The 17,609-nt window shown below is 70.3% G+C and carries 16 protein-coding genes; 10 read left to right on the top strand and 6 right to left on the bottom strand.

All coding sequences use genetic code 11. From position 1 onward, the window contains the following. Positions 1–482, bottom strand: a 482-nt coding sequence (locus tag AOK00_RS15255) for a HEAT repeat domain-containing protein (RefSeq protein ID WP_055600851.1), incomplete at its 3' end; no start/stop codon positions are given. A 303-nt stretch (positions 483–785) separates the two neighbouring features. Here AOK00_RS15255 and AOK00_RS15250 point away from each other — a divergent pair. From AOK00_RS15250 to pssA, 9 genes are all read left to right on the top strand, one after another. Next, the gene (locus AOK00_RS15250) at positions 786–2,567 is read left to right on the top strand and encodes a 3-hydroxyacyl-CoA dehydrogenase family protein (protein WP_055600850.1); all 1,782 of its coding nucleotides are present in this window, start codon (positions 786–788) and stop codon (positions 2,565–2,567) included. A gap of 115 nt (positions 2,568–2,682) precedes the next feature. After that, complete coding sequence (locus AOK00_RS15245; protein WP_030320147.1) at positions 2,683–3,513, top strand: TetR family transcriptional regulator; 831 nt, start codon at positions 2,683–2,685, stop codon at positions 3,511–3,513. Positions 3,514–3,931: 418 nt separating this feature from the next. Then, on the top strand, positions 3,932–5,269 hold the full coding sequence (gene ccrA / locus AOK00_RS15240; protein WP_055600849.1) for a crotonyl-CoA carboxylase/reductase: 1,338 nt from the start codon (positions 3,932–3,934) through the stop codon (positions 5,267–5,269). Between the two features lie 14 nt (positions 5,270–5,283). Then, complete coding sequence (locus tag AOK00_RS15235; protein ID WP_055600848.1) at positions 5,284–7,305, top strand: protein meaA; 2,022 nt, start codon at positions 5,284–5,286, stop codon at positions 7,303–7,305. Continuing rightward, a complete protein-coding gene (locus AOK00_RS15230) occupies positions 7,302–8,267 on the top strand; it encodes an HpcH/HpaI aldolase/citrate lyase family protein (RefSeq protein ID WP_015037486.1) in 966 nt (321 codons plus the stop codon). The genes AOK00_RS15235 and AOK00_RS15230 overlap by 4 nt, the downstream gene beginning before the upstream one ends. Before the next feature lie 5 nt (positions 8,268–8,272). Next, entirely contained in the window at positions 8,273–8,797 is a 525-nt protein-coding gene (locus tag AOK00_RS15225; protein ID WP_030320137.1) for a MaoC family dehydratase, read from the top strand. A gap of 2 nt (positions 8,798–8,799) precedes the next feature. Further along, positions 8,800–10,005 carry an acyl-CoA dehydrogenase family protein gene (locus AOK00_RS15220; RefSeq protein ID WP_015037484.1) on the top strand — a complete coding sequence of 402 codons (1,206 nt, stop codon included), beginning with the start codon at positions 8,800–8,802 and terminating at the stop codon, positions 10,003–10,005. 169 nt (positions 10,006–10,174) lie between these two features. Further along, on the top strand, positions 10,175–10,831 hold the full coding sequence (locus AOK00_RS15215; protein ID WP_015037483.1) for a phosphatidylserine decarboxylase: 657 nt from the start codon (positions 10,175–10,177) through the stop codon (positions 10,829–10,831). Continuing rightward, positions 10,824–11,690 carry a CDP-diacylglycerol--serine O-phosphatidyltransferase gene (pssA, locus tag AOK00_RS15210; RefSeq protein ID WP_079042016.1) on the top strand — a complete coding sequence of 289 codons (867 nt, stop codon included), beginning with the start codon at positions 10,824–10,826 and terminating at the stop codon, positions 11,688–11,690. The genes AOK00_RS15215 and pssA overlap by 8 nt, the downstream gene beginning before the upstream one ends. Positions 11,691–11,761: 71 nt before the next feature. Here pssA and AOK00_RS41410 read toward each other — a convergent pair whose 3' ends face one another. Next, complete coding sequence (locus tag AOK00_RS41410) at positions 11,762–12,850, bottom strand: GNAT family N-acetyltransferase (RefSeq protein ID WP_079042017.1); 1,089 nt, start codon at positions 12,848–12,850, stop codon at positions 11,762–11,764. 58 nt (positions 12,851–12,908) lie between these two features. Between AOK00_RS41410 and AOK00_RS15200 the strand changes: the two genes are divergently transcribed. Beyond that, positions 12,909–13,757 (top strand): NAD-dependent epimerase/dehydratase family protein, encoded by an 849-nt coding sequence (locus AOK00_RS15200; protein ID WP_055600847.1) that lies wholly within the window; start codon positions 12,909–12,911, stop codon positions 13,755–13,757. A 4-nt stretch (positions 13,758–13,761) separates the two neighbouring features. On the opposite strand, the gene AOK00_RS15195 is transcribed toward AOK00_RS15200, so the two are convergent. The 4 genes from AOK00_RS15195 to AOK00_RS15180 all read right to left on the bottom strand — a co-directional run. Continuing rightward, positions 13,762–15,027, bottom strand: coding sequence for an ABC transporter substrate-binding protein (locus AOK00_RS15195; RefSeq protein ID WP_055600846.1), 1,266 nt, complete (start codon positions 15,025–15,027; stop codon positions 13,762–13,764). Beyond that, complete coding sequence (locus AOK00_RS15190) at positions 15,024–16,160, bottom strand: branched-chain amino acid ABC transporter permease (RefSeq protein ID WP_055600845.1); 1,137 nt, start codon at positions 16,158–16,160, stop codon at positions 15,024–15,026. The genes AOK00_RS15195 and AOK00_RS15190 overlap by 4 nt, the downstream gene beginning before the upstream one ends. Further along, positions 16,153–17,043 (bottom strand): branched-chain amino acid ABC transporter permease, encoded by an 891-nt coding sequence (locus tag AOK00_RS15185; protein WP_055600844.1) that lies wholly within the window; start codon positions 17,041–17,043, stop codon positions 16,153–16,155. The genes AOK00_RS15190 and AOK00_RS15185 overlap by 8 nt, the downstream gene beginning before the upstream one ends. Beyond that, positions 17,040–17,609: ABC transporter ATP-binding protein (locus tag AOK00_RS15180; RefSeq protein ID WP_159041770.1), on the bottom strand; the 570-nt coding region annotated here is incomplete at its 5' end. The genes AOK00_RS15185 and AOK00_RS15180, both read right to left, overlap by 4 nt.

Here is a 17,609-nt window from a genome sequence, read left to right as displayed (position 1 = left end):
CCACAGGCGAGGCCGACCCGCCAGTGGGGGTCGTCGGCGGGCAGGCGCCGTTCGAGGACGGTGATCAGCGCCGGAACGGACTCGGGGGCGCGGAGGGCGGCGAGCAGCCGGATCGGCAGCAGGGCGTAGGCGACGCGGAGCTCGTTGGTGGCGAGGGCGGCGGCCGCGCGGGCGGTACGGGGGTCGCCGAGCAGGGTCAGGGCGTGGGCGGCGGTGACGCAGCGCTCCGGGTCGCGGTGGTTGAGGAGGAGCACCAGGGCCTCGAAGGCGCGTGGGTCACCCGTGACGCCGAGGGCGTAGGCGGCGATCTCCCGGGCCCAGAGAGGCTGCCCCGGGGCGGTGAGGACGCGGTGCAGTTCCTCGGGATCGGTGGTTTCCGCGAGCTGTTCGAATGCCTCCGGGACGGTTCCGGAGGCATTCTCGATCTCGTCCCGCAATCGATCGATCATCGAGCAGAATTCCGGATCCTCGGCGTATTCCATGAATCCGAGCCTATCCGCGATCCAGATCACATTTTCCTCAACTTCCCGGGACTGGCGCGCTCGTTACCCGCCGGTTAGTCTCGGGTGAGCGGGGCACCCCCCGCGCTTCTCACAACGGCCTGGTGACGCAGCCGTTGTGGGTGTTTGTCGGTTCGGCAGTTTCGACGTGACTCCGGGACAGAGTCCGTCGCCCCTTTTCCTCCAGGGCATCGCCCTTTCTCCGGGCAGAGCCCTCGCTCTTTCCCGCGCCCTTTCGTGCGCGCACTGCCCTCAGTCGTCACTCTTCCTCTCAGGAGTCCCCTGATGGACACCCCTCTCTCCACCATCGCCGTCGTCGGTCTCGGCACCATGGGCACCGGTATCGCCGATGTCCTCGTCCGCGCCGGCCGCGAGGTCATCGGCATCGACATCAGCGACACCGCCGCCGCCCAGGCCGTCGCCGCCCTGGAGGCCTCCACCGCCCGTGCGGTGGCCCGCGAGCGGATCACCGAGGAGGAGCGGCAGGACGTCCTGGCCCGCTTCCGTACCTTCTCCGACCTCCAGGCGGCCGCCGGGGCCGACCTCGTCATCGAGGTCGTGCCCGAGTCGTACGAGGCGAAGCAGGAGGTGTTCCGGGCCCTCGACGGCATCGTGGGGCCCGGCACGATCGTCGCCACCGGCACGAACGCGCTGTCCGTCACCCGGCTCGCCGCCGACTCGGCGCACCCCGAGCGGGTCCTCGGCCTGCACTTCTTCACCCCGGTCCAGGCCATGAAGCTGGTCGAGGTGGTCTCCTCCGTGCTGACCGACCCGCGGGCCGTCGACGCCGTCACGCAGCTCGCCCTCGACCTGGGCAAGGAGCCGGTGGCGGTCGGCGACCGGGCCGGTTTCATCGCGGACGGGCTGCTCTTCGGCTATCTGAACCAGGCCGCCGCCATGTACGAGGCCAAGTACGCCTCCCGCGAGGACATCGACGCGGCGATGAAGCTGGGCTGCGGTCTGCCGATGGGCCCGCTGGCGCTGCTCGACCTGATCGGAGTCGACACGGCCCGTACGGTCCTCGAGGCCATGTACGCGGACTCCCACGACCGGCTGCACGCCCCGGCCCCGATCCTCAAGCAGCTCAGCGAGGCGGGTCTGACCGGCCGCAAGTCGGGCCGCGGCTTCTACACGTACGAGGCTCCGGGCTCCGGCGAGGTCGTGCGGGACGCGCTGACCCCGCTGGGCTCCGCGGAGGCGGCCGGTGGCCGTGAGGTCCGCTCGGTCGGCGTCGCCGGCTCGGGCACCATGGCCTCCGGCATCGCCGAGGTCTTCGCGAAGGCCGGGTACCAGGTCGTCCTCGCCGCCCGCTCCCAGGAGAAGGCGGACACGGCGAAGGCCCGGATCGCCAAGTCGCTGGCCCGCTCGGTCGACAAGGGACGGATGACGGGCGAGGCGCGCGACGCGACGCTGGCCCTGATCACCCCGGCCGGCACGCTGGACGCCTTCGCCGACGTCGACCTGGCCCTGGAGGCGGTCGCCGAGGACCTGGAGATCAAGCAGGAGCTGTTCGCGCGGCTCGACAAGATCTGCAAGCCGGGCGCGGTGCTGGCCACCACGACCTCCTCCCTGCCGGTCGTGGCCTGTGCCCGTGCCACCTCGCGCCCGCAGGACGTCATCGGGATGCACTTCTTCAACCCGGCGCCGGCCATGAAGCTCGTCGAGATCGTCCGCACGGTGCTGACCGGCGACGACGTGCACGCGACCGTCCGCGAGGTCACCACGAAGATCCGCAAGCACCCGGTGGACTGCGGCGACCGGGCCGGTTTCATCGTGAACGCGCTGCTCTTCCCGTACCTGAACAACGCGATCAAGATGGTCCAGGAGCACTACGCGACCCTGGACGACATCGACGCGGCGATGAAGCTGGGCGGCGGCTACCCGATGGGCCCGTTCGAGCTGCTCGACGTGGTCGGTCTGGACGTGTCGCTCGCGATCGAGCAGGTGCTGCACCGTGAGTTCCGGGACCCGGGCCTGGCCCCGGCCCCGCTCCTGGAGCACCTGGTGGCGGCGGGCTGCCTGGGTCGCAAGACGGGGCGCGGCTTCCGCGAATATGCCCGACGCTGAGCCGGGAGCGGCCGGCTGGGGTGGCCTGCTGAGCCCTCCGGGCACCGTCGGTGTCCCGGGGGGCTCCCCGCCCCCACCTGGGCACACTCCCCGTCCGATGCAGTACGTTCGGACCATGCCCAAGGCCGCGAAGACACCCCGTGCCACCTCCCCGTCCGACGCTCCGGAGAGCGCGGCGGGCACTCGTGCCGCCGCTCAGCGGCTCAAGATGCGCCGGGAGCTCGCCACGGCCGCGATGGAGCTCTTCGCGAGCAAGGGGTACGAGGCCACGACGGTCGACGAGATCGCCGCCCGGGCCGGGGTCGCCAGGCGGACGTTCTTCCGGCACTTCCGCTCCAAGGAAGAGGCGATCTTCCCGGATCACGACGACACCCTGGTGCGGGCGGAGGCGGTGCTGAACGCGGCCCCGCCGCACGAGCACCCGCTCGACACGGTGTGCCGGGGCATCAAGGAAGTCATGAAGATGTACGCGGGCTCCCCCGCGGTCTCCGTGGAGCGCTACCGGCTCACGCGCGAGGTGCCGACCCTGCGGGAGCGGGAGATCGCCTCGGTGGCCCGCTACGAGCGGCTTTTCACCCGCTATCTGCTCGGGCACTTCGACGAGCGCGACCACCACGACGGGAACGACGACCCGCTGCTCGCCGAGGTGGCGGCCTCTGCGGTCGTCACGGCCCACAACCACGTCCTGCGCCGCTGGCTGCGGGCGGGCGGGCAGGGCGATGTGGAGAGCCAGCTGGACCACGCCTTCGCGATCGTCCGGGAGACCTTCGGCTCGGGCATAGGCGCGGGCCGCCCGGCCCCTTCCTCGTCCTCCCCGGGGACCACCGAGCCGGCCCCGGCCGTCCGGGCCTCCACCACGGGTGACGTGGTGGTCGCCGTGGCCCGGACGGACGCGCCGCTCGACGAGGTCATGCGCACGATCCAGCAGGCGCTCACGAAGAGCTGACGACGCCCCGGCGGGAACAGCCTCCGCGCCTCGTCCCCCACTTCTCACGGCGAAGGCCGCCCCTCTTCGGGGTGGCCTTCGCCCCTTTTGACCTGCGATTCGATCGATCATCGCTCACATGTGACCGGCAGATTGCATATGAGTGAAATTGTTGGCACGCAGTGCCTTGTCACGTGACACGGCGTGCCATACGTTGATGGTGTCCGGGCGGTCGGCGCGCAGAGGTCTCCTCGTGCGCCGGCTGTCCCCACAAGCGATCGTGATTGTGCGCCCGGACGCCTGCGTCACAGGCACCCACCGCGCCCACCGGCGCAGCCCGCACCACCCCGCCGAACCGACGGCACACCTCCACAGCAGCAGCCCAGACGTAACCCTCAGCGCGTCTCCCTCAGGACGCCGCACCGCCGGAGGCAACCCCGTGAAGGACATCCTGGACGCGATCCAGTCCTCGGACTCCACGTCCGCCGACTTCGCGAACATCCCGCTCCCCGAGTCGTACCGCGCCGTCACCGTCCACAAGGACGAGACGGAGATGTTCGCCGGGCTCGCCAGCCGCGACAAGGACCCGCGCAAGTCGCTGCACCTCGACGACGTGCCGCTGCCCGAGCTCGGCCCGGGCGAGGCCCTGGTCGCCGTCATGGCCAGCTCCGTGAACTACAACTCGGTCTGGACCTCGATCTTCGAGCCCGTCTCGACCTTCGGCTTCCTGGAGCGCTACGGCCGGCTCAGCGACCTCAGCAAGCGCCACGACCTGCCGTACCACATCATCGGCTCGGACCTCGCGGGCGTCGTGCTCCGCACCGGCCCGGGAGTGAACTCCTGGAAGCCCGGTGACGAGGTCGTCGCGCACTGCCTCTCGGTCGAGCTGGAGTCCTCGGACGGCCACAACGACACGATGCTCGACCCCGAGCAGCGCATCTGGGGCTTCGAGACCAACTTCGGCGGCCTGGCGGAGATCGCGCTGGTCAAGTCGAACCAGCTGATGCCGAAGCCCGACCACCTGAGCTGGGAGGAGGCGGCGTCCCCGGGCCTCGTCAACTCCACCGCGTACCGCCAGCTGGTCTCCCGCAACGGCGCCGGCATGAAGCAGGGCGACAACGTCCTCATCTGGGGCGCGAGCGGTGGACTCGGCTCGTACGCCACGCAGTTCGCCCTGGCCGGCGGCGCCAACCCGATCTGTGTCGTCTCCTCCCCCGAGAAGGCCGACATCTGCCGGGCGATGGGCGCCGAGGCGGTCATCGACCGCAACGCCGAGGGCTACAAGTTCTGGAAGGACGAGCACACCCAGGACCCCAAGGAGTGGAAGCGCTTCGGCAAGCGCATCCGCGAGCTCACCGGCGGCGAGGACATCGACATCGTCTTCGAGCACCCGGGCCGCGAGACCTTCGGCGCCTCCGTGTACGTCACCCGCAAGGGCGGCACCATCACCACCTGCGCCTCCACCTCGGGCTACATGCACGAGTACGACAACCGCTACCTGTGGATGTCGCTCAAGCGCATCATCGGCTCGCACTTCGCCAACTACCGCGAGGCGTGGGAGGCCAACCGTCTGGTCGCCAAGGGCAAGATCCACCCCACCCTGTCGAAGGTCTACTCCCTGGAGGAGACCGGCCAGGCCGCCTACGACGTCCACCGCAACCTGCACCAGGGCAAGGTCGGCGTCCTGGCGCTCGCGCCCGAGGAGGGCCTCGGCGTCCGCAACCCGGAGCTGCGCGCCCAGCACATCGACGCCATCAACCGCTTCCGCAACATCTGAGCCCGGGACCATAGATGACTGAGCGCCAGAAGGACCGGCCGTGGCTCATGCGGACGTACGCCGGTCACTCGACCGCCGAGGCGTCCAACGAGCTGTACCGGCGCAACCTCGCCAAGGGTCAGACCGGCCTCTCGGTCGCGTTCGACCTGCCGACGCAGACGGGCTACGACCCCGACCACATCCTCGCCCGCGGCGAGGTCGGCCGGGTCGGCGTCCCCGTCTCGCACCTCGGTGACATGCGGCGGCTGTTCCAGGACATCCCCCTGGACCAGATGAACACCTCGATGACCATCAACGCCACGGCGATGTGGCTCCTGGCGCTCTACCAGGTGGTCGCGGAGGAGCAGGGCGCGGACGTCACCCGGCTCCAGGGCACCACCCAGAACGACATCGTGAAGGAGTACCTGTCGCGCGGGACGCACGTCTTCCCGCCCGGCCCCTCCCTCCGCCTCACGACGGACATGATCACCTACACGGTGAACAACATCCCGAAGTGGAACCCGATCAACATCTGCAGTTACCACCTGCAGGAGGCCGGGGCCACTCCGGTCCAGGAGATCTCGTACGCGATGTCCACCGCGATCGCCGTGCTCGACGCGGTGTTCGCGTCGGGCCAGGTCCCGGAGGACCGCAAGGGCGAGGTCGTGGCCCGGATCTCCTTCTTCGTGAACGCGGGCGTCCGCTTCATCGAGGAGATGTGCAAGATGCGCGCCTTCGGCCGCATCTGGGACAAGATCACCCGCGAGCGGTACGGCATCGAGAACGAGAAGCAGCGCCGGTTCCGCTACGGCGTGCAGGTCAACTCGCTCGGTCTGACCGAGGCCCAGCCGGAGAACAACGTCCAGCGGATCGTCCTGGAGATGCTGGCCGTCACCCTCTCCAAGGACGCCCGCGCGCGCGCCGTGCAGCTGCCCGCCTGGAACGAGGCGCTCGGCCTGCCCCGGCCGTGGGACCAGCAGTGGTCGCTCCGCATCCAGCAGGTCCTCGCCCACGAGTCCGACCTCCTGGAGTACGAGGACATCTTCGCCGGCTCGCACGTCATCGAGGCCAAGGTCGACTCGCTCGTCGAGGAGTGCCTGGCCGAGATCGGGCGGATCCAGGAGATGGGCGGCGCGATGGCCGCCGTCGAGTCCGGCTACCTCAAGTCGCAGCTCGTCTCCTCGCACGCCGAGCGGCGCGCCCGGATCGAGGCCGGCGACGAGAAGATCATCGGTGTCAACATCTTCCAGGCTACCGAGGAGAACCCCCTCACCGCCGACCTGGACACCGCGATCATGACGGTGGACCCGGCGAACGAGGCGCGGGTTGTCGCGGCCCTCCACGAGTGGCGCGACAACCGCGACGAGACCCGCGCCCAGGATTCCCTGGCGACGCTGAAGGCGACGGCTGCCGGTGACGGCAACCTCTTCGCCGCCACCCTGGAGTGCGCGCGTGCGGGCGTCACGACCGGGGAGTGGTCCTGGGCGCTGCGGGACGTCTTCGGCGAGTTCCGCGCCCCGACGGGCGTGTCCTCGGCGCCGGTCGCGGTGACGGCCGAGGCGGGCACGCCGCTGGCCCTCGTACGGGACAAGGTGGCGCGGACCGCCGAGGAGATGGGCGTCGGACGGCTGCGGCTGCTCGTCGGCAAGCCGGGCCTGGACGGGCACTCCAACGGGGCCGAGCAGATCGCCGTACGCGCGCGTGACGCCGGTTTCGAGGTGGTCTACCAGGGCATCCGGCTGACGCCCGAGCAGATCGTGAGCGCGGCCCTCGCGGAGGACGTGCACTGCGTGGGTCTGTCGATCCTCTCCGGCTCGCACGCCGAGCTGGTCCCGGACGTCCTCGACCGCCTCCGCGAGGCGGGCGCGGCCGACGTGCCGGTCATCGTCGGCGGGATCATCCCGAACGCCGACGCCGCAGAACTGAAGCGTGCGGGTGTGGCCGCCGTCTTCACACCGAAGGACTTCGGTATCACGGAGATCATCGGACGTATCGTCGACGAGATCCGGACAGCGAACAAGCTCCACCCCCTTGAAAGTACGGAGGTCCCCGCATGACCAGCCCCGTGAACCGCCTGCGTCCGCGCCGCTCCTGCCTGGCGGTCCCCGGTTCCAACCCGCGCTTCCTGGAGAAGGCCCAGGGCCTCGCCGCCGACCAGGTCTTCCTCGACCTGGAGGACGCGTGCGCCCCGCTGGCCAAGCCCGAGGCCCGGCACACCATCGTGAAGTTCCTGAACGAGGGCGACTGGACCGGCAAGACCCGTGTCGTCCGCGTCAACGACTGGACGACCCACTGGACGTACCGTGACGTCGTCACCGTCGTCGAGGGCGCCGGCCAGAACCTCGACTGCATCATGCTGCCGAAGGTCCAGGACGCCCAGCAGATCGTCGCGCTCGACCTCCTGCTGACCCAGATCGAGAAGACCATGGGCTTCGAGGTCGGCAAGATCGGCATCGAGGCGCAGATCGAGAACGCCCAGGGCCTGACCAACGTCAACGCGATCGCGCAGGCCTCCCAGCGTGTCGAGACGATCATCTTCGGCCCGGCCGACTTCATGGCCTCCATCAACATGAAGTCGCTGGTCGTGGGCGAGCAGCCGCCCGGCTACCCGGCGGACGCGTACCACCACATCCTGATGAGCATCCTGATGGCCGCCCGCGCGAACAACCTGCAGGCGATCGACGGCCCGTACCTCCAGATCCGCAACCAGGAGGGCTACAAGGCCGTCGCGCAGCGCGCCGCCGCCCTCGGTTTCGACGGCAAGTGGGTGCTGCATCCGGACCAGGTCGCCGCCGCGAACGAGATCTTCTCGCCCTCGCAGGAGGACTACGACCACGCCGAGCTGATCCTCGACGCGTACGACTACTACACCTCCGAGGCCGGCGGGAAGAAGGGCTCCGCGATGCTCGGCGACGAGATGATCGACGAGGCCTCCCGCAAGATGGCCCTGGTCATCTCCGGCAAGGGCCGTGCCGCCGGCATGCAGCGCACCAGCAAGTTCGAGATCCCGGAGGCCTGAGTCCGATGCAGTTCGGCCGTACCTACGAAGAGTTCGAAGTCGGTGCCGTCTACAAGCACTGGCCCGGAAAGACGGTCACCGAGTACGACGACCACCTCTTCTGTCTGCTGACGATGAACCACCATCCGCTGCACATGGATGTGAACTACGCCGAGAACACGACGGATTTCGGCAAGAACGTCGTCGTCGGCAACTACATCTACTCGCTGCTGCTCGGCATGTCCGTGCCGGACGTCTCCGGCAAGGCCATCGCCAACCTGGAGATCGAGTCGCTGCGGCACGTGGCGCCGACCTTCCACGGCGACACGATCTACGGCGAGACCACGGTCCTGGACAAGACCCCGTCGAAGTCGAAGAACGACCGCGGCATCGTCTACGTCGAGACCAAGGGCTACAAGCAGGACGGCACCCTCGTGTGTGTCTTCCGCCGCAAGGTGATGGTCCCCACCGAGACGTACATCAAGGAGCGCGGCGGCGAGCAGCCCGGCCGCCCCGAGCTGATCGAGCCCGCCAAGAAGACGGAGAAGTAGCCATGGCCCGACTCGCCCAGACCGCCGGGCTCACGGACGTCCAGCAGGAGATCCTCAAGACCGTCCGGGAGTTCGTCGACAAGGAGATCATCCCGGTCGCCACCGAGCTGGAGCACCGCGACGAGTACCCCCAGCAGATCGTCGACGGGCTCAAGGAGCTCGGCCTCTTCGGTCTGATGATCCCCGAGGAGTACGGGGGTCTGGGTGAGTCGCTCCTCACCTACGCGCTGTGCGTGGAGGAGATCGCGCGTGGCTGGATGTCGGTCTCCGGCATCATCAACACGCACTTCATCGTCGCGTACATGCTGAAGCAGCACGGCACCCAGGAGCAGAAGGACTACTTCCTTCCGCGGATGGCGGCCGGCGAGACGCGTGGCGCGTTCTCGATGTCGGAGCCGGGCCTCGGCTCGGACGTGTCGGCGATCACGTCGAAGGCGGTCAAGGACGGCGACGAGTACGTCCTGAACGGCCAGAAGATGTGGCTGACCAATGGCGGAACGTCAACGCTGGTCGCCGTTCTCGTCCGAAGTGACGAAGGACACCCGGAGGGCACCGCCCCCCACAAGTCGATGACGACCTTCCTCGTCGAGAAGGAGCCCGGCTTCGGAGAGGTCCGCCCCGGCCTCACCATCCCCGGGAAGATCGACAAGATGGGTTACAAGGGCGTCGACACCACCGAACTCATCATGGACGGACTGCGCATTCCGGCCAATCGGGTCCTCGGCGGGGTCACCGGCCGAGGGTTTTACCAAATGATGGACGGCGTCGAGGTCGGCCGCGTGAACGTGGCGGCCCGTGGCTGCGGCGTCGCTCAGCGTGCCTTCGAGCTCGGTGTCTCGTATGCCCAGCAGCGTCACACTTTCGGCAAGGCGATCGCTCAGCACCAGGCGATCCAGTTCAAGCTGGCCGAGATGGCTACCAAGGTCGAGGCCGCTCATGCGATGATGGTGAATGCAGCACGCAAAAAGGACTCCGGGGAACGAAACGACCTCGAAGCAGGGATGGCGAAGTACCTCGCCTCCGAATACTGCAAGGAGGTCGTCGAGGATGCCTTCCGCATCCACGGCGGCTACGGGTTCTCCAAGGAGTACGAGATCGAGCGTCTCTACCGTGAGGCGCCGATGCTGCTCATCGGTGAAGGTACCGCCGAGATCCAGAAAATGATCATTGGTCGTCGGCTGCTCGAGGAGTACCGATTCCAGGGTTGATTGTCGGTTTTGAGTCGTTTCGGCCGCGAAGAAGATCACACCCTGTGTTCGTCTTCCGGCCGTCGACTCGGTTCCTGGCTTACCCAGTTGCGCCCCGCAACCGATAGCATCGAGGGAAAGCCGCCGTCCCCCGTTGCCAGTGCGGCATCATCCGCTACGAAGGTCATCCATGCCCCACAGCCAAACCTCTGCACACCGCGACAGCCTCACGGGCGTACGCATTGCGCGCGGAGCATCGCCGTGGCTTCTGCCGACCGTCGCCACCGCGGCGCTCAGCCTCGTGCGCGCGCGCAAGTCGAGGCGGGCCGCGGCCATCGCCGTGCCGACCACCGCGCTCGCGGCCGGCATGCTGTGGTTCTTCCGCGACCCCGAGCGTGAGATCGCTCAGGGCCGGGTCATCTCCCCCGCCGACGGTGTGGTGCAGAGCATCATGCCGTGGAAGGACGGGCGTACCCGGGTCGCCATCTTCATGAGCCCGCTGAACGTCCACGTCAACCGCGCGCCGCTGGCCGGCACCGTGACGTCCGTGGAGCACGTTCCCGGCGGGTTCGTCCCGGCGTTCAACAAGGAGAGCGAGAACAACGAGCGCGTTGTCTGGCACTTCGACACCGAACTCGGCGACATCGAGATGGTGCAGATCGCGGGCGCCGTCGCCCGGCGCATCGTGCCGTACATCCCGCAGGGGACCAAGGTCGAGCAGGGTGACCGCATCGGTCTGATCCGCTTCGGCTCGCGCGTCGACATCTACCTCCCCGAGGGTGTCGAGGTCGCCGTCGAGGTCGGCCAGGCCACCACAGCGGGGGTGACTCGCATTGACCGTGATTGATCCCGACACACGGGCCGCCGACTGGGTCGCCGGCACCGATACGGAAGGGGCCGAAGAGGCCGAGGAGATGCCGCTGTCGTTGAGGCTGTCCATAGCGGACGCCCTCACGCTCGGTAACGCCACGTGCGGATTCATGGCGGTGTACTTCACCACCACGGGCATCCTCATCCCGCACCTCACGGGCAGCACGGAGACCGGCATGGCGCGCAACAGCGCCGCCACCGCCGTCATCCTGATGCTGGCCGCAGCGATCTTCGACCTGTTCGACGGCATCGTGGCGCGCAAGCTGCGCTCCTCCCCGATGGGCGCCGAGCTCGACAACCTCTCGGACCTGATCAGCTTCGGTCTGGCCCCGGCCTACTTCGTACTCGTGTACGGCATGGTCACGCCCGGCGCGCAGCAGAAGGTCTCGGCGGTGGCCGCGATCGTGGTGCTGCTCGCGGTGGTGCTGCGGCTTGCGAGATTCTCCTGCGTGACCATGAAGGACGGCATGTTCCAGGGCATGCCGAGCCCCTTCGGCGCGCTGACGGTGGTCTCGATCGTGCTCCTGGAGCTGCCGTTCATCCCGACGCTGCTCGCAATCATCGGGGTCGCCTGGCTGATGGTGAGCCGGGTCGAGTACCCCAAGCCGCGGGGCATCCTCGCGGTGGCGATGCTCAGCTGGATCGTCGGTGCGATGGGCATGCTGGCGGCCTGGGCCTTCGACGCTCCGGGCGGACAGTTCCTGCTCCAGACCGGGTGCGCGCTCCAGGTCGTGATGGGCGCCGTGATCCCCCTCTTCGCGACGGCCCGTCGAGTGAACACCTTCCGCGGCAACCGGCGTGAGAGCCGGGAGGCGCGGGCGGCGCAGCTGCCGTAGCGCACGCAGCGCATGGACGAGAAGGGCCCCGGAGGCGATATCGCCTCCGGGGCCTTTCCGTTTCCCCCGGCCTAGCCGAGGCGCTTGTAGTAGAGCGTGGTCGCGCGCAGGACGCCCGCCGGGTCGGCGGCGAAGTCCGGGATCGTGCCGGCGGCCGTCCAGCCCGCGCCCCGGTAGAGGCGCTCGGCCGGGCTGTCGGTCTGGGTGTCCAGGACGAGCAGGGCGAGGCCGATGGCGGCGGCGTGGGCCTCGGCCGTGGCGAGCAGCCGGTACCCGAGGCCTCTGCCCCGGGCCGAGCGGTGCACCAGGAGGCGGGCGATCTCGCCGCGGTGCCTGCCGTTGGCCGGGCCCCCGCGGACGAGGGTGACGACGCCGGTGAGGCTCCCGTCGGGGCCGTGGGCCGCCCAGACGTCCCGCACGCCCTCGGCTGCCTCCTCGGCGACGCGCGCCCACCAGGCGGCCGCGTCGGGTGCCGCCAGGGGCGCCAGGAAACCGACGGATGCGCCGGAGTCCACGGCGTCGACGAGGAGAGCGGCGAGACCGGCGGAGGCGTGGGCGCGGACCTCGTCGGAGGTGAGGCGCTCGATGCGGTCGGCGGAGGCGGGGCTCATGGGCCTCTCCAGCGAGTCCTGCAGCGGCTTGTCCAGTGGCTCCTGCAGCGGCTTGTCCAGTGGCTTCTCCAGCGGCTTCCGCAGGCACAGGAGGTCGGGCCGCTCGTCCCAGGAGGCGACCGTCTCGAAGCCCAGGGCGCGGTAGAGGGCCAGTGGTTCCTCCCGCCAGTTCCAGACGGTGAGGCGTACGGCGGAGGCGCCGGAGGCCGTCGCACGGCGCAGGGCCTCGGTCATGAGGGCCCTCGCGATCCCCTTGCGGCGGGCCTCGGGCGCCACCCAGAGCCGCTTGATCTCGGGCGCCCGGCCCTCGTGAGGGGCCTTGAGGACGACGCAGCCGGCCGGGATGTCCTCGCCGGGCGGGGTGGCGAGCAGGACCGTGTCGGCGGCGAACGCGCCGGCCGGGTCCTCGACCTCGGCGCGGTATACGGCGGGGAGCTGGGCGGCCGCCTCCACCGCCGTCCCCTTCTCGGCCTGGTTGACCAGGTGGTAGGCGGCCAGCAGGTCGGGGAGGCGTGGGTGGGAGCGGTTCTCCTCGATACGTGCAGTCATGGGCCCGAGCTTCACACCGCGATGTTTCCGGCATGTGAAGATCTTTTACGCTGGGTCCATGCGTGTACTGGTAGCGGGCGCCACGGGCGCCGTCGGTCGTCAGCTCGTGCCGCGCCTGGAGGCGGCCGGCCACGAGGTCGTGGGTCTGTCCCGGCGCGGGCCGAACCCCGTGGACGTGCTGGACGCCGGGGCGGTGCGCCGTGCGGTGGCCGAGGCGGCGCCGGACGCCGTGGTCCATCAGCTCACGGACCTGGGTGGGGCGGACGGGGCCGCGAACAACCGCGTACGGGTCGAGGGCACCCGGCACCTGGTGGACGCGGCACGCGGGGCCGGCGTCGGCCGGATCGTGGCACAGTCGATCAGCTGGGCGTACGCCCCCGGGAACGGACCCGCCGACGAGTCCGTACCGCTCGACCCGACGGACGAGGCGCCCCGGTCGCGGATCGTCGCCGGGGTGCGGGCCCTGGAGGACACGGTGGCCGAGCTCCCCGAGGCGGTCGTGCTGCGGTACGGGATCCTGTACGGCCCCGGCACCTGGTACGCCCCGGGCGGCGCCGTGGCCGCCGCGCTCGCCGGGGACCCGGCGGCCCGTTTCCTCGGGAGCACGGCGGCCGACGACGCGGTGAGCTCCTTCGTGCACGTCGCCGACGCCGCCGAGGCGGCCGTACGGGCTCTCGCGTGGCCCCCGGGCGCGTACAACGTGGTGGACGACGAGCCCGCGCCCGGCCACACCTGGCTGCCGGTCCTCGCGGCGGCCCTGGGGGTCCCGGCCCCGCCGCGGAGCGAGGGCGGGGCGCCCTGGGCCCGGGGCGCGGTGAACGCCCGGGCCCGCGCCCTGGGCTGGGCCCCGGTCCACCCGTCCTGGCGGACGGGCTTCGCGGACCGGGACCCGGGCCGAGCCGGCTGAGCCCTCAGGGGGTGTAGGACTTCGCGGCGTCGGCGACGAAGGGCGGCCGGACGGTGCGCATGCCGCCGGGGACCTTCTTGTCCGGCTGGATGATGACGGACTCCCGCGACGACGGGGCCTTGGGATCGCCGAGGTTGTGGCTCATCCCGAAGCCGGCGTCGTAGGACGTCAGCGTCAGGAGCGCCTTGCCGACACCGTCGCGGGTGAGGTCCTTGCTCTCGCAGGCCTTCTTCAGGGCCTCGCCGAAGACGCTCGCAGCGGTCCAGCCGGCGACGATGCCGTTGTCGAGGGAGTCGCTCGGGTAGGCGGCCTTGTAGTCCGCGACGAGCTTCTTCGCGGTCGGGGTGTCCGCGCCGATGGGGAGGCTCGGGGAGGCGAACCAGTACATCTTCTCCAGGGCGGGGCCGGCCTGGGTGCCGAGCAGCTGCGGCGCGAAGGCGGAGTTGTTGCCGACGACGGGGACCTTCAGTCCGGTGGCGGCGGCGACTCCGACGAGGGAGGCGGCCTGGCGGGGGCCGGCGCTGATGACGATGGCCTTGACCCCGGCCTGCTTGAGCGCCGCGACCTGCGCCGACATGTCGTTGTCGGTGGGCTTGATCTTCTGCTCGACGACGGTCACGCCCGCCTTCTCCGCCGCGTACTTCGAGCCCTTGAGGGCGTTCTCGCCGTAGTCGCCCTCGAAGTAGACGTGGCCGAGCTTGTCGCCCGACTTCAGGCCCTTCTCCTTGAGCAGGAAGTCGACGGCGTTGATGGTCTCGACGTCGTACGTGGCGCCCAGCACGCGGATGTACGGGGAGCCGAGCAGGGACGCCGACCAGGCCTGCGGGAGGACGAGCCCCTTGTCCTTGACGTCCACCCGGGGCTTGACGGCGGCGACGAACGGCGAGCCGATGAACTGCGTGTAGCCGACGACCTTCGGCTCCAGTTCGGTGTAGGCGGCGAGCGCCTTCTGCGGGTCGTAGCCGTGGTCGCGGACCGTCAGCTCCAGCTGCCGGCCGCAGATCCCGCCGCCGGCGTTGACCTGCTTCACGTACAGCTGCTGGGCCTGGGTGACGCTCTTGCCGAGGGTGGCGTACACGCCGGTCATGTCGGTCAGCGCGCCGAGCGAGATCGTCTTGTCGGTGACGCCCTCGCCGGCCTTCACCCCGCCCGCGCCGGTCTGCTTGCCGTCGCCTGTCTTCGCCTTCGAGCTGCATCCGGCGGCGGTGAGGGCGACCAGTGCGGCGAGCGCGGCGGCCAGGCCCCGCACGGCCTGTCGTCGGTGGTTCATCGTGCCTCCCCTGAGGGTTCGTTGGTGGTCGGGGTGTGCGTGGGGTTCTTGGGGCCCTTGCCGCTTCCGGGTTTTCCTGGCCTCCGGGCGGCCAGCCGGGCCAGGCCTCCGGGCAGGAACAGGACCACCGCGACGACGGCGGCGCCGTACAGGTAGCGCGCGGCCTCCCCCGGTGCGATGCCGCCCGTTCCCGGGGCGGAGACCAGCGGGAGCGCGTCGCTGTAGCGGTTGAGGAGCTGCGGCAGCAGGGAGACGAAGACGCCTCCGGCGACCGCTCCCGCGACCGAGCCGAGACCGCCGATGACGATCATGGCGAGGTATTCGAGGGAGAGCGCCATGCCGAAGTACTCCGGCACGGTGCGCTGGAAGACCAGGGCGAGCAGGACGCCGGCGAGACCCGCGTACATGGAGGACAGGACGAAGACGGCAGCCCGGTAGCGGGCGACCGGGATACCCATGACACCGGCGGCGATCCGGTGGTCGCGGATGGCGTTCATCGCCCGCCCGGGGCGGCCCCGGAGGACGCCGCGGGCGAAGAGCACCCCGCCGAGCAGCAGGATCAGACCGAGGTACCAGAGCTTCTCCACCGCCCCGAACGGCACCTGGGCGACGAGGAGTTCGGTGTCGTCGAAGGTGAGCCCGAAGAGGGAGAGCGGCGGGACCGCGCGGCCGTTGTAGCCGCCCGTGAGGTCATGGGCGTTGAAGAGGACGTGCTGGCCGATGAAGATCAGCGCGAGGGTGGCGATGCCGAGGTACGCGCCCCTCAGCCGTCCCGCGATGGGGCTGAACACCCCGCCGGCCAGGCCCGAGAGGGCGACGGCGAGGACGGCGGCGAGCCAGCCGGGCAGGCCGAGTCCGGCGAGCCCGTCGGCGCCGTCCCCGGCGAAGGCGCAGTATCCGTAGGCACCGACGGCGAGGAAGAAGGCGTGCCCCATGGAGAGCTGTCCGGTGGCGCCGGTCAGCAGGTTGATGCCGATCGCGCCGAGGGCGGCGGCCATCGCGAACAGGCCGGCCTGGAGCCAGAACCGGTCCAGGTAGAACGGCAGGACCAGGAGGACGAGACAGGCGGCGGCCCCTCCGTACACCGCGGGACTGCCGACCCGCAGGCCGCTCCGGGCGAGGGTCTCAGACACGGGCCAGCTCCTTCGTGCCGAAGAGTCCGGCCGGGCGGATCAGGAGCACCGCGACCATGACGAGATACGGGGCCAGGTCGCCGATCCCCCGGCCGAGGAACGCCAGGTCGCCCTGGTAGCCGGTGGCGAGGGACTCGGTGACGCCGACGAGGAGGCCGCCGACGAGGGCGCCCGTGGTGGAGTCGAGACCGCCGAGGATGGCGGCGGGGAAGGCCTTGAGCGCGGCGAGCGAGGTGGCCCGCTCAAGACCCGGGGTCGGGAAGACGGTGAGGAAGAGCGCCGCGACGGCGGCGAGACCGCCGGCGACCGCCCAGGCGCCGATCGAGACCCGGCCGAGCCGGATGCCCATGAGGGCGGCGGTCTCCTGGTTCTCGGCGGCCGCCCGCATGGCGACGCCCCAGGACGTGTACCGGAAGGCGAGCAGGAACGCGGTGATGAGGAGGCCCGCGGCGAGCAGCGCGGCGATCCTGGTCTCCGCGACGGTGACCCCGCCGACGGTGACGACGGAGTCGCCCCACGGGTCGCCGAGGGACAGGATGTCCGTGCCGATCCGACGGGTCAGCTCGGTGGCGAGGAGGATGTCGACGCCGATCGTGACGATGGCGAGGACGCTGTGGTCGGCGCCCCGGTGGCGGCGCATCACGAAGAACTCGACGGCCGCGCCGACCACCGCCGCGCCCGCGACGCCGGCGAGCAGGGCGGGCCAGAAGCCGAGCTCGTCGTGGAGGACGGCGGTGACGTAGCCGCCGGCGAGGAGGAGGGAGGCGTGGGCGAAGTTGACGACCTCGGTGGCCCGGAAGATGACCACGAAGCCGAGGGCGATGAGGGCGTAGATCGAGCCCAGTGAGATGCCGTTGATCAGGAACTCGGCGAACGTGCTCACGCGGCGGACTCCTCTCCGAGGTAGGCGCGGACGACCGCCGGGTCGTTCTGGACGTCGCCGGGTGCCCCGTCGGCGATCCGGCGGCCGAAGTCGAGGACGGTGACGGAGTCGGCGAGCCGCATCACCAGGCCCATGTCGTGCTCGACGAGGAGCACCGAGATGCCGAGGCTGTCGCGGACCCCGGCGATGACCGAGGCGGTCCGGCGCCGCTCGTCGGCGGTCATCCCGGCGACGGGCTCGTCGAGGAGCAGCAGCTTCGGCTCCATGCAGAGGGCGCGGGCCAGTTCGGCGAGCTTCTGCTGTCCGTACGGGAGGGAGCCCGCCGGTCGCGCGAGCTGCTGCTCCAGACCGACGAAGGCGGCGACCTCCCGGACCCGGGCGCGGTGCCGCGCCTCCTCCCGGGCGGCGGAGGGGAGACGGAGCCCGGCGGCGACGAAGCCGGTGCGGGTCAGCCGGTGGCGGCCGAGCATCAGACTGTCCTCGACGGTGGCGCGGGGCGGCAGGGCCAGGTTCTGGAAGATCCGGCCGATTCCGAGGTCGGCGATCCGGTGCGGGGGCAGGTCGGT

Origin of the sequence: Streptomyces aureus (assembly GCF_001418135.1) — a bacterium.
Classification (GTDB): domain Bacteria; phylum Actinomycetota; class Actinomycetes; order Streptomycetales; family Streptomycetaceae; genus Streptomyces; species Streptomyces aureus_A.
The sequence above is the reverse complement of the archived record's forward strand: the minus strand, read 5'-3'. Positions and strand labels throughout refer to the sequence as shown.

What these genes read in the sequence shown, in the direction of transcription:
- AOK00_RS15250 (WP_055600850.1), top strand. Translation starts at nt 786, where the DNA reads ATGGACACCCCTCTCTCCACCATCGCCGTCGTCGGTCTCGGCACCATG.
- AOK00_RS15245 (WP_030320147.1), top strand. Translation starts at nt 2,683, where the DNA reads ATGCCCAAGGCCGCGAAGACACCCCGTGCCACCTCCCCGTCCGACGCT.
- AOK00_RS15235 (WP_055600848.1), top strand. Translation starts at nt 5,284, where the DNA reads ATGACTGAGCGCCAGAAGGACCGGCCGTGGCTCATGCGGACGTACGCC.
- AOK00_RS15230 (WP_015037486.1), top strand. Translation starts at nt 7,302, where the DNA reads ATGACCAGCCCCGTGAACCGCCTGCGTCCGCGCCGCTCCTGCCTGGCG.
- AOK00_RS15225 (WP_030320137.1), top strand. Translation starts at nt 8,273, where the DNA reads ATGCAGTTCGGCCGTACCTACGAAGAGTTCGAAGTCGGTGCCGTCTAC.
- AOK00_RS15220 (WP_015037484.1), top strand. Translation starts at nt 8,800, where the DNA reads ATGGCCCGACTCGCCCAGACCGCCGGGCTCACGGACGTCCAGCAGGAG.
- AOK00_RS15215 (WP_015037483.1), top strand. Translation starts at nt 10,175, where the DNA reads ATGCCCCACAGCCAAACCTCTGCACACCGCGACAGCCTCACGGGCGTA.
- AOK00_RS41410 (WP_079042017.1), bottom strand. Translation starts at nt 12,850, where the DNA reads ATGACTGCACGTATCGAGGAGAACCGCTCCCACCCACGCCTCCCCGAC.
- AOK00_RS15200 (WP_055600847.1), top strand. Translation starts at nt 12,909, where the DNA reads ATGCGTGTACTGGTAGCGGGCGCCACGGGCGCCGTCGGTCGTCAGCTC.
- AOK00_RS15195 (WP_055600846.1), bottom strand. Translation starts at nt 15,027, where the DNA reads ATGAACCACCGACGACAGGCCGTGCGGGGCCTGGCCGCCGCGCTCGCC.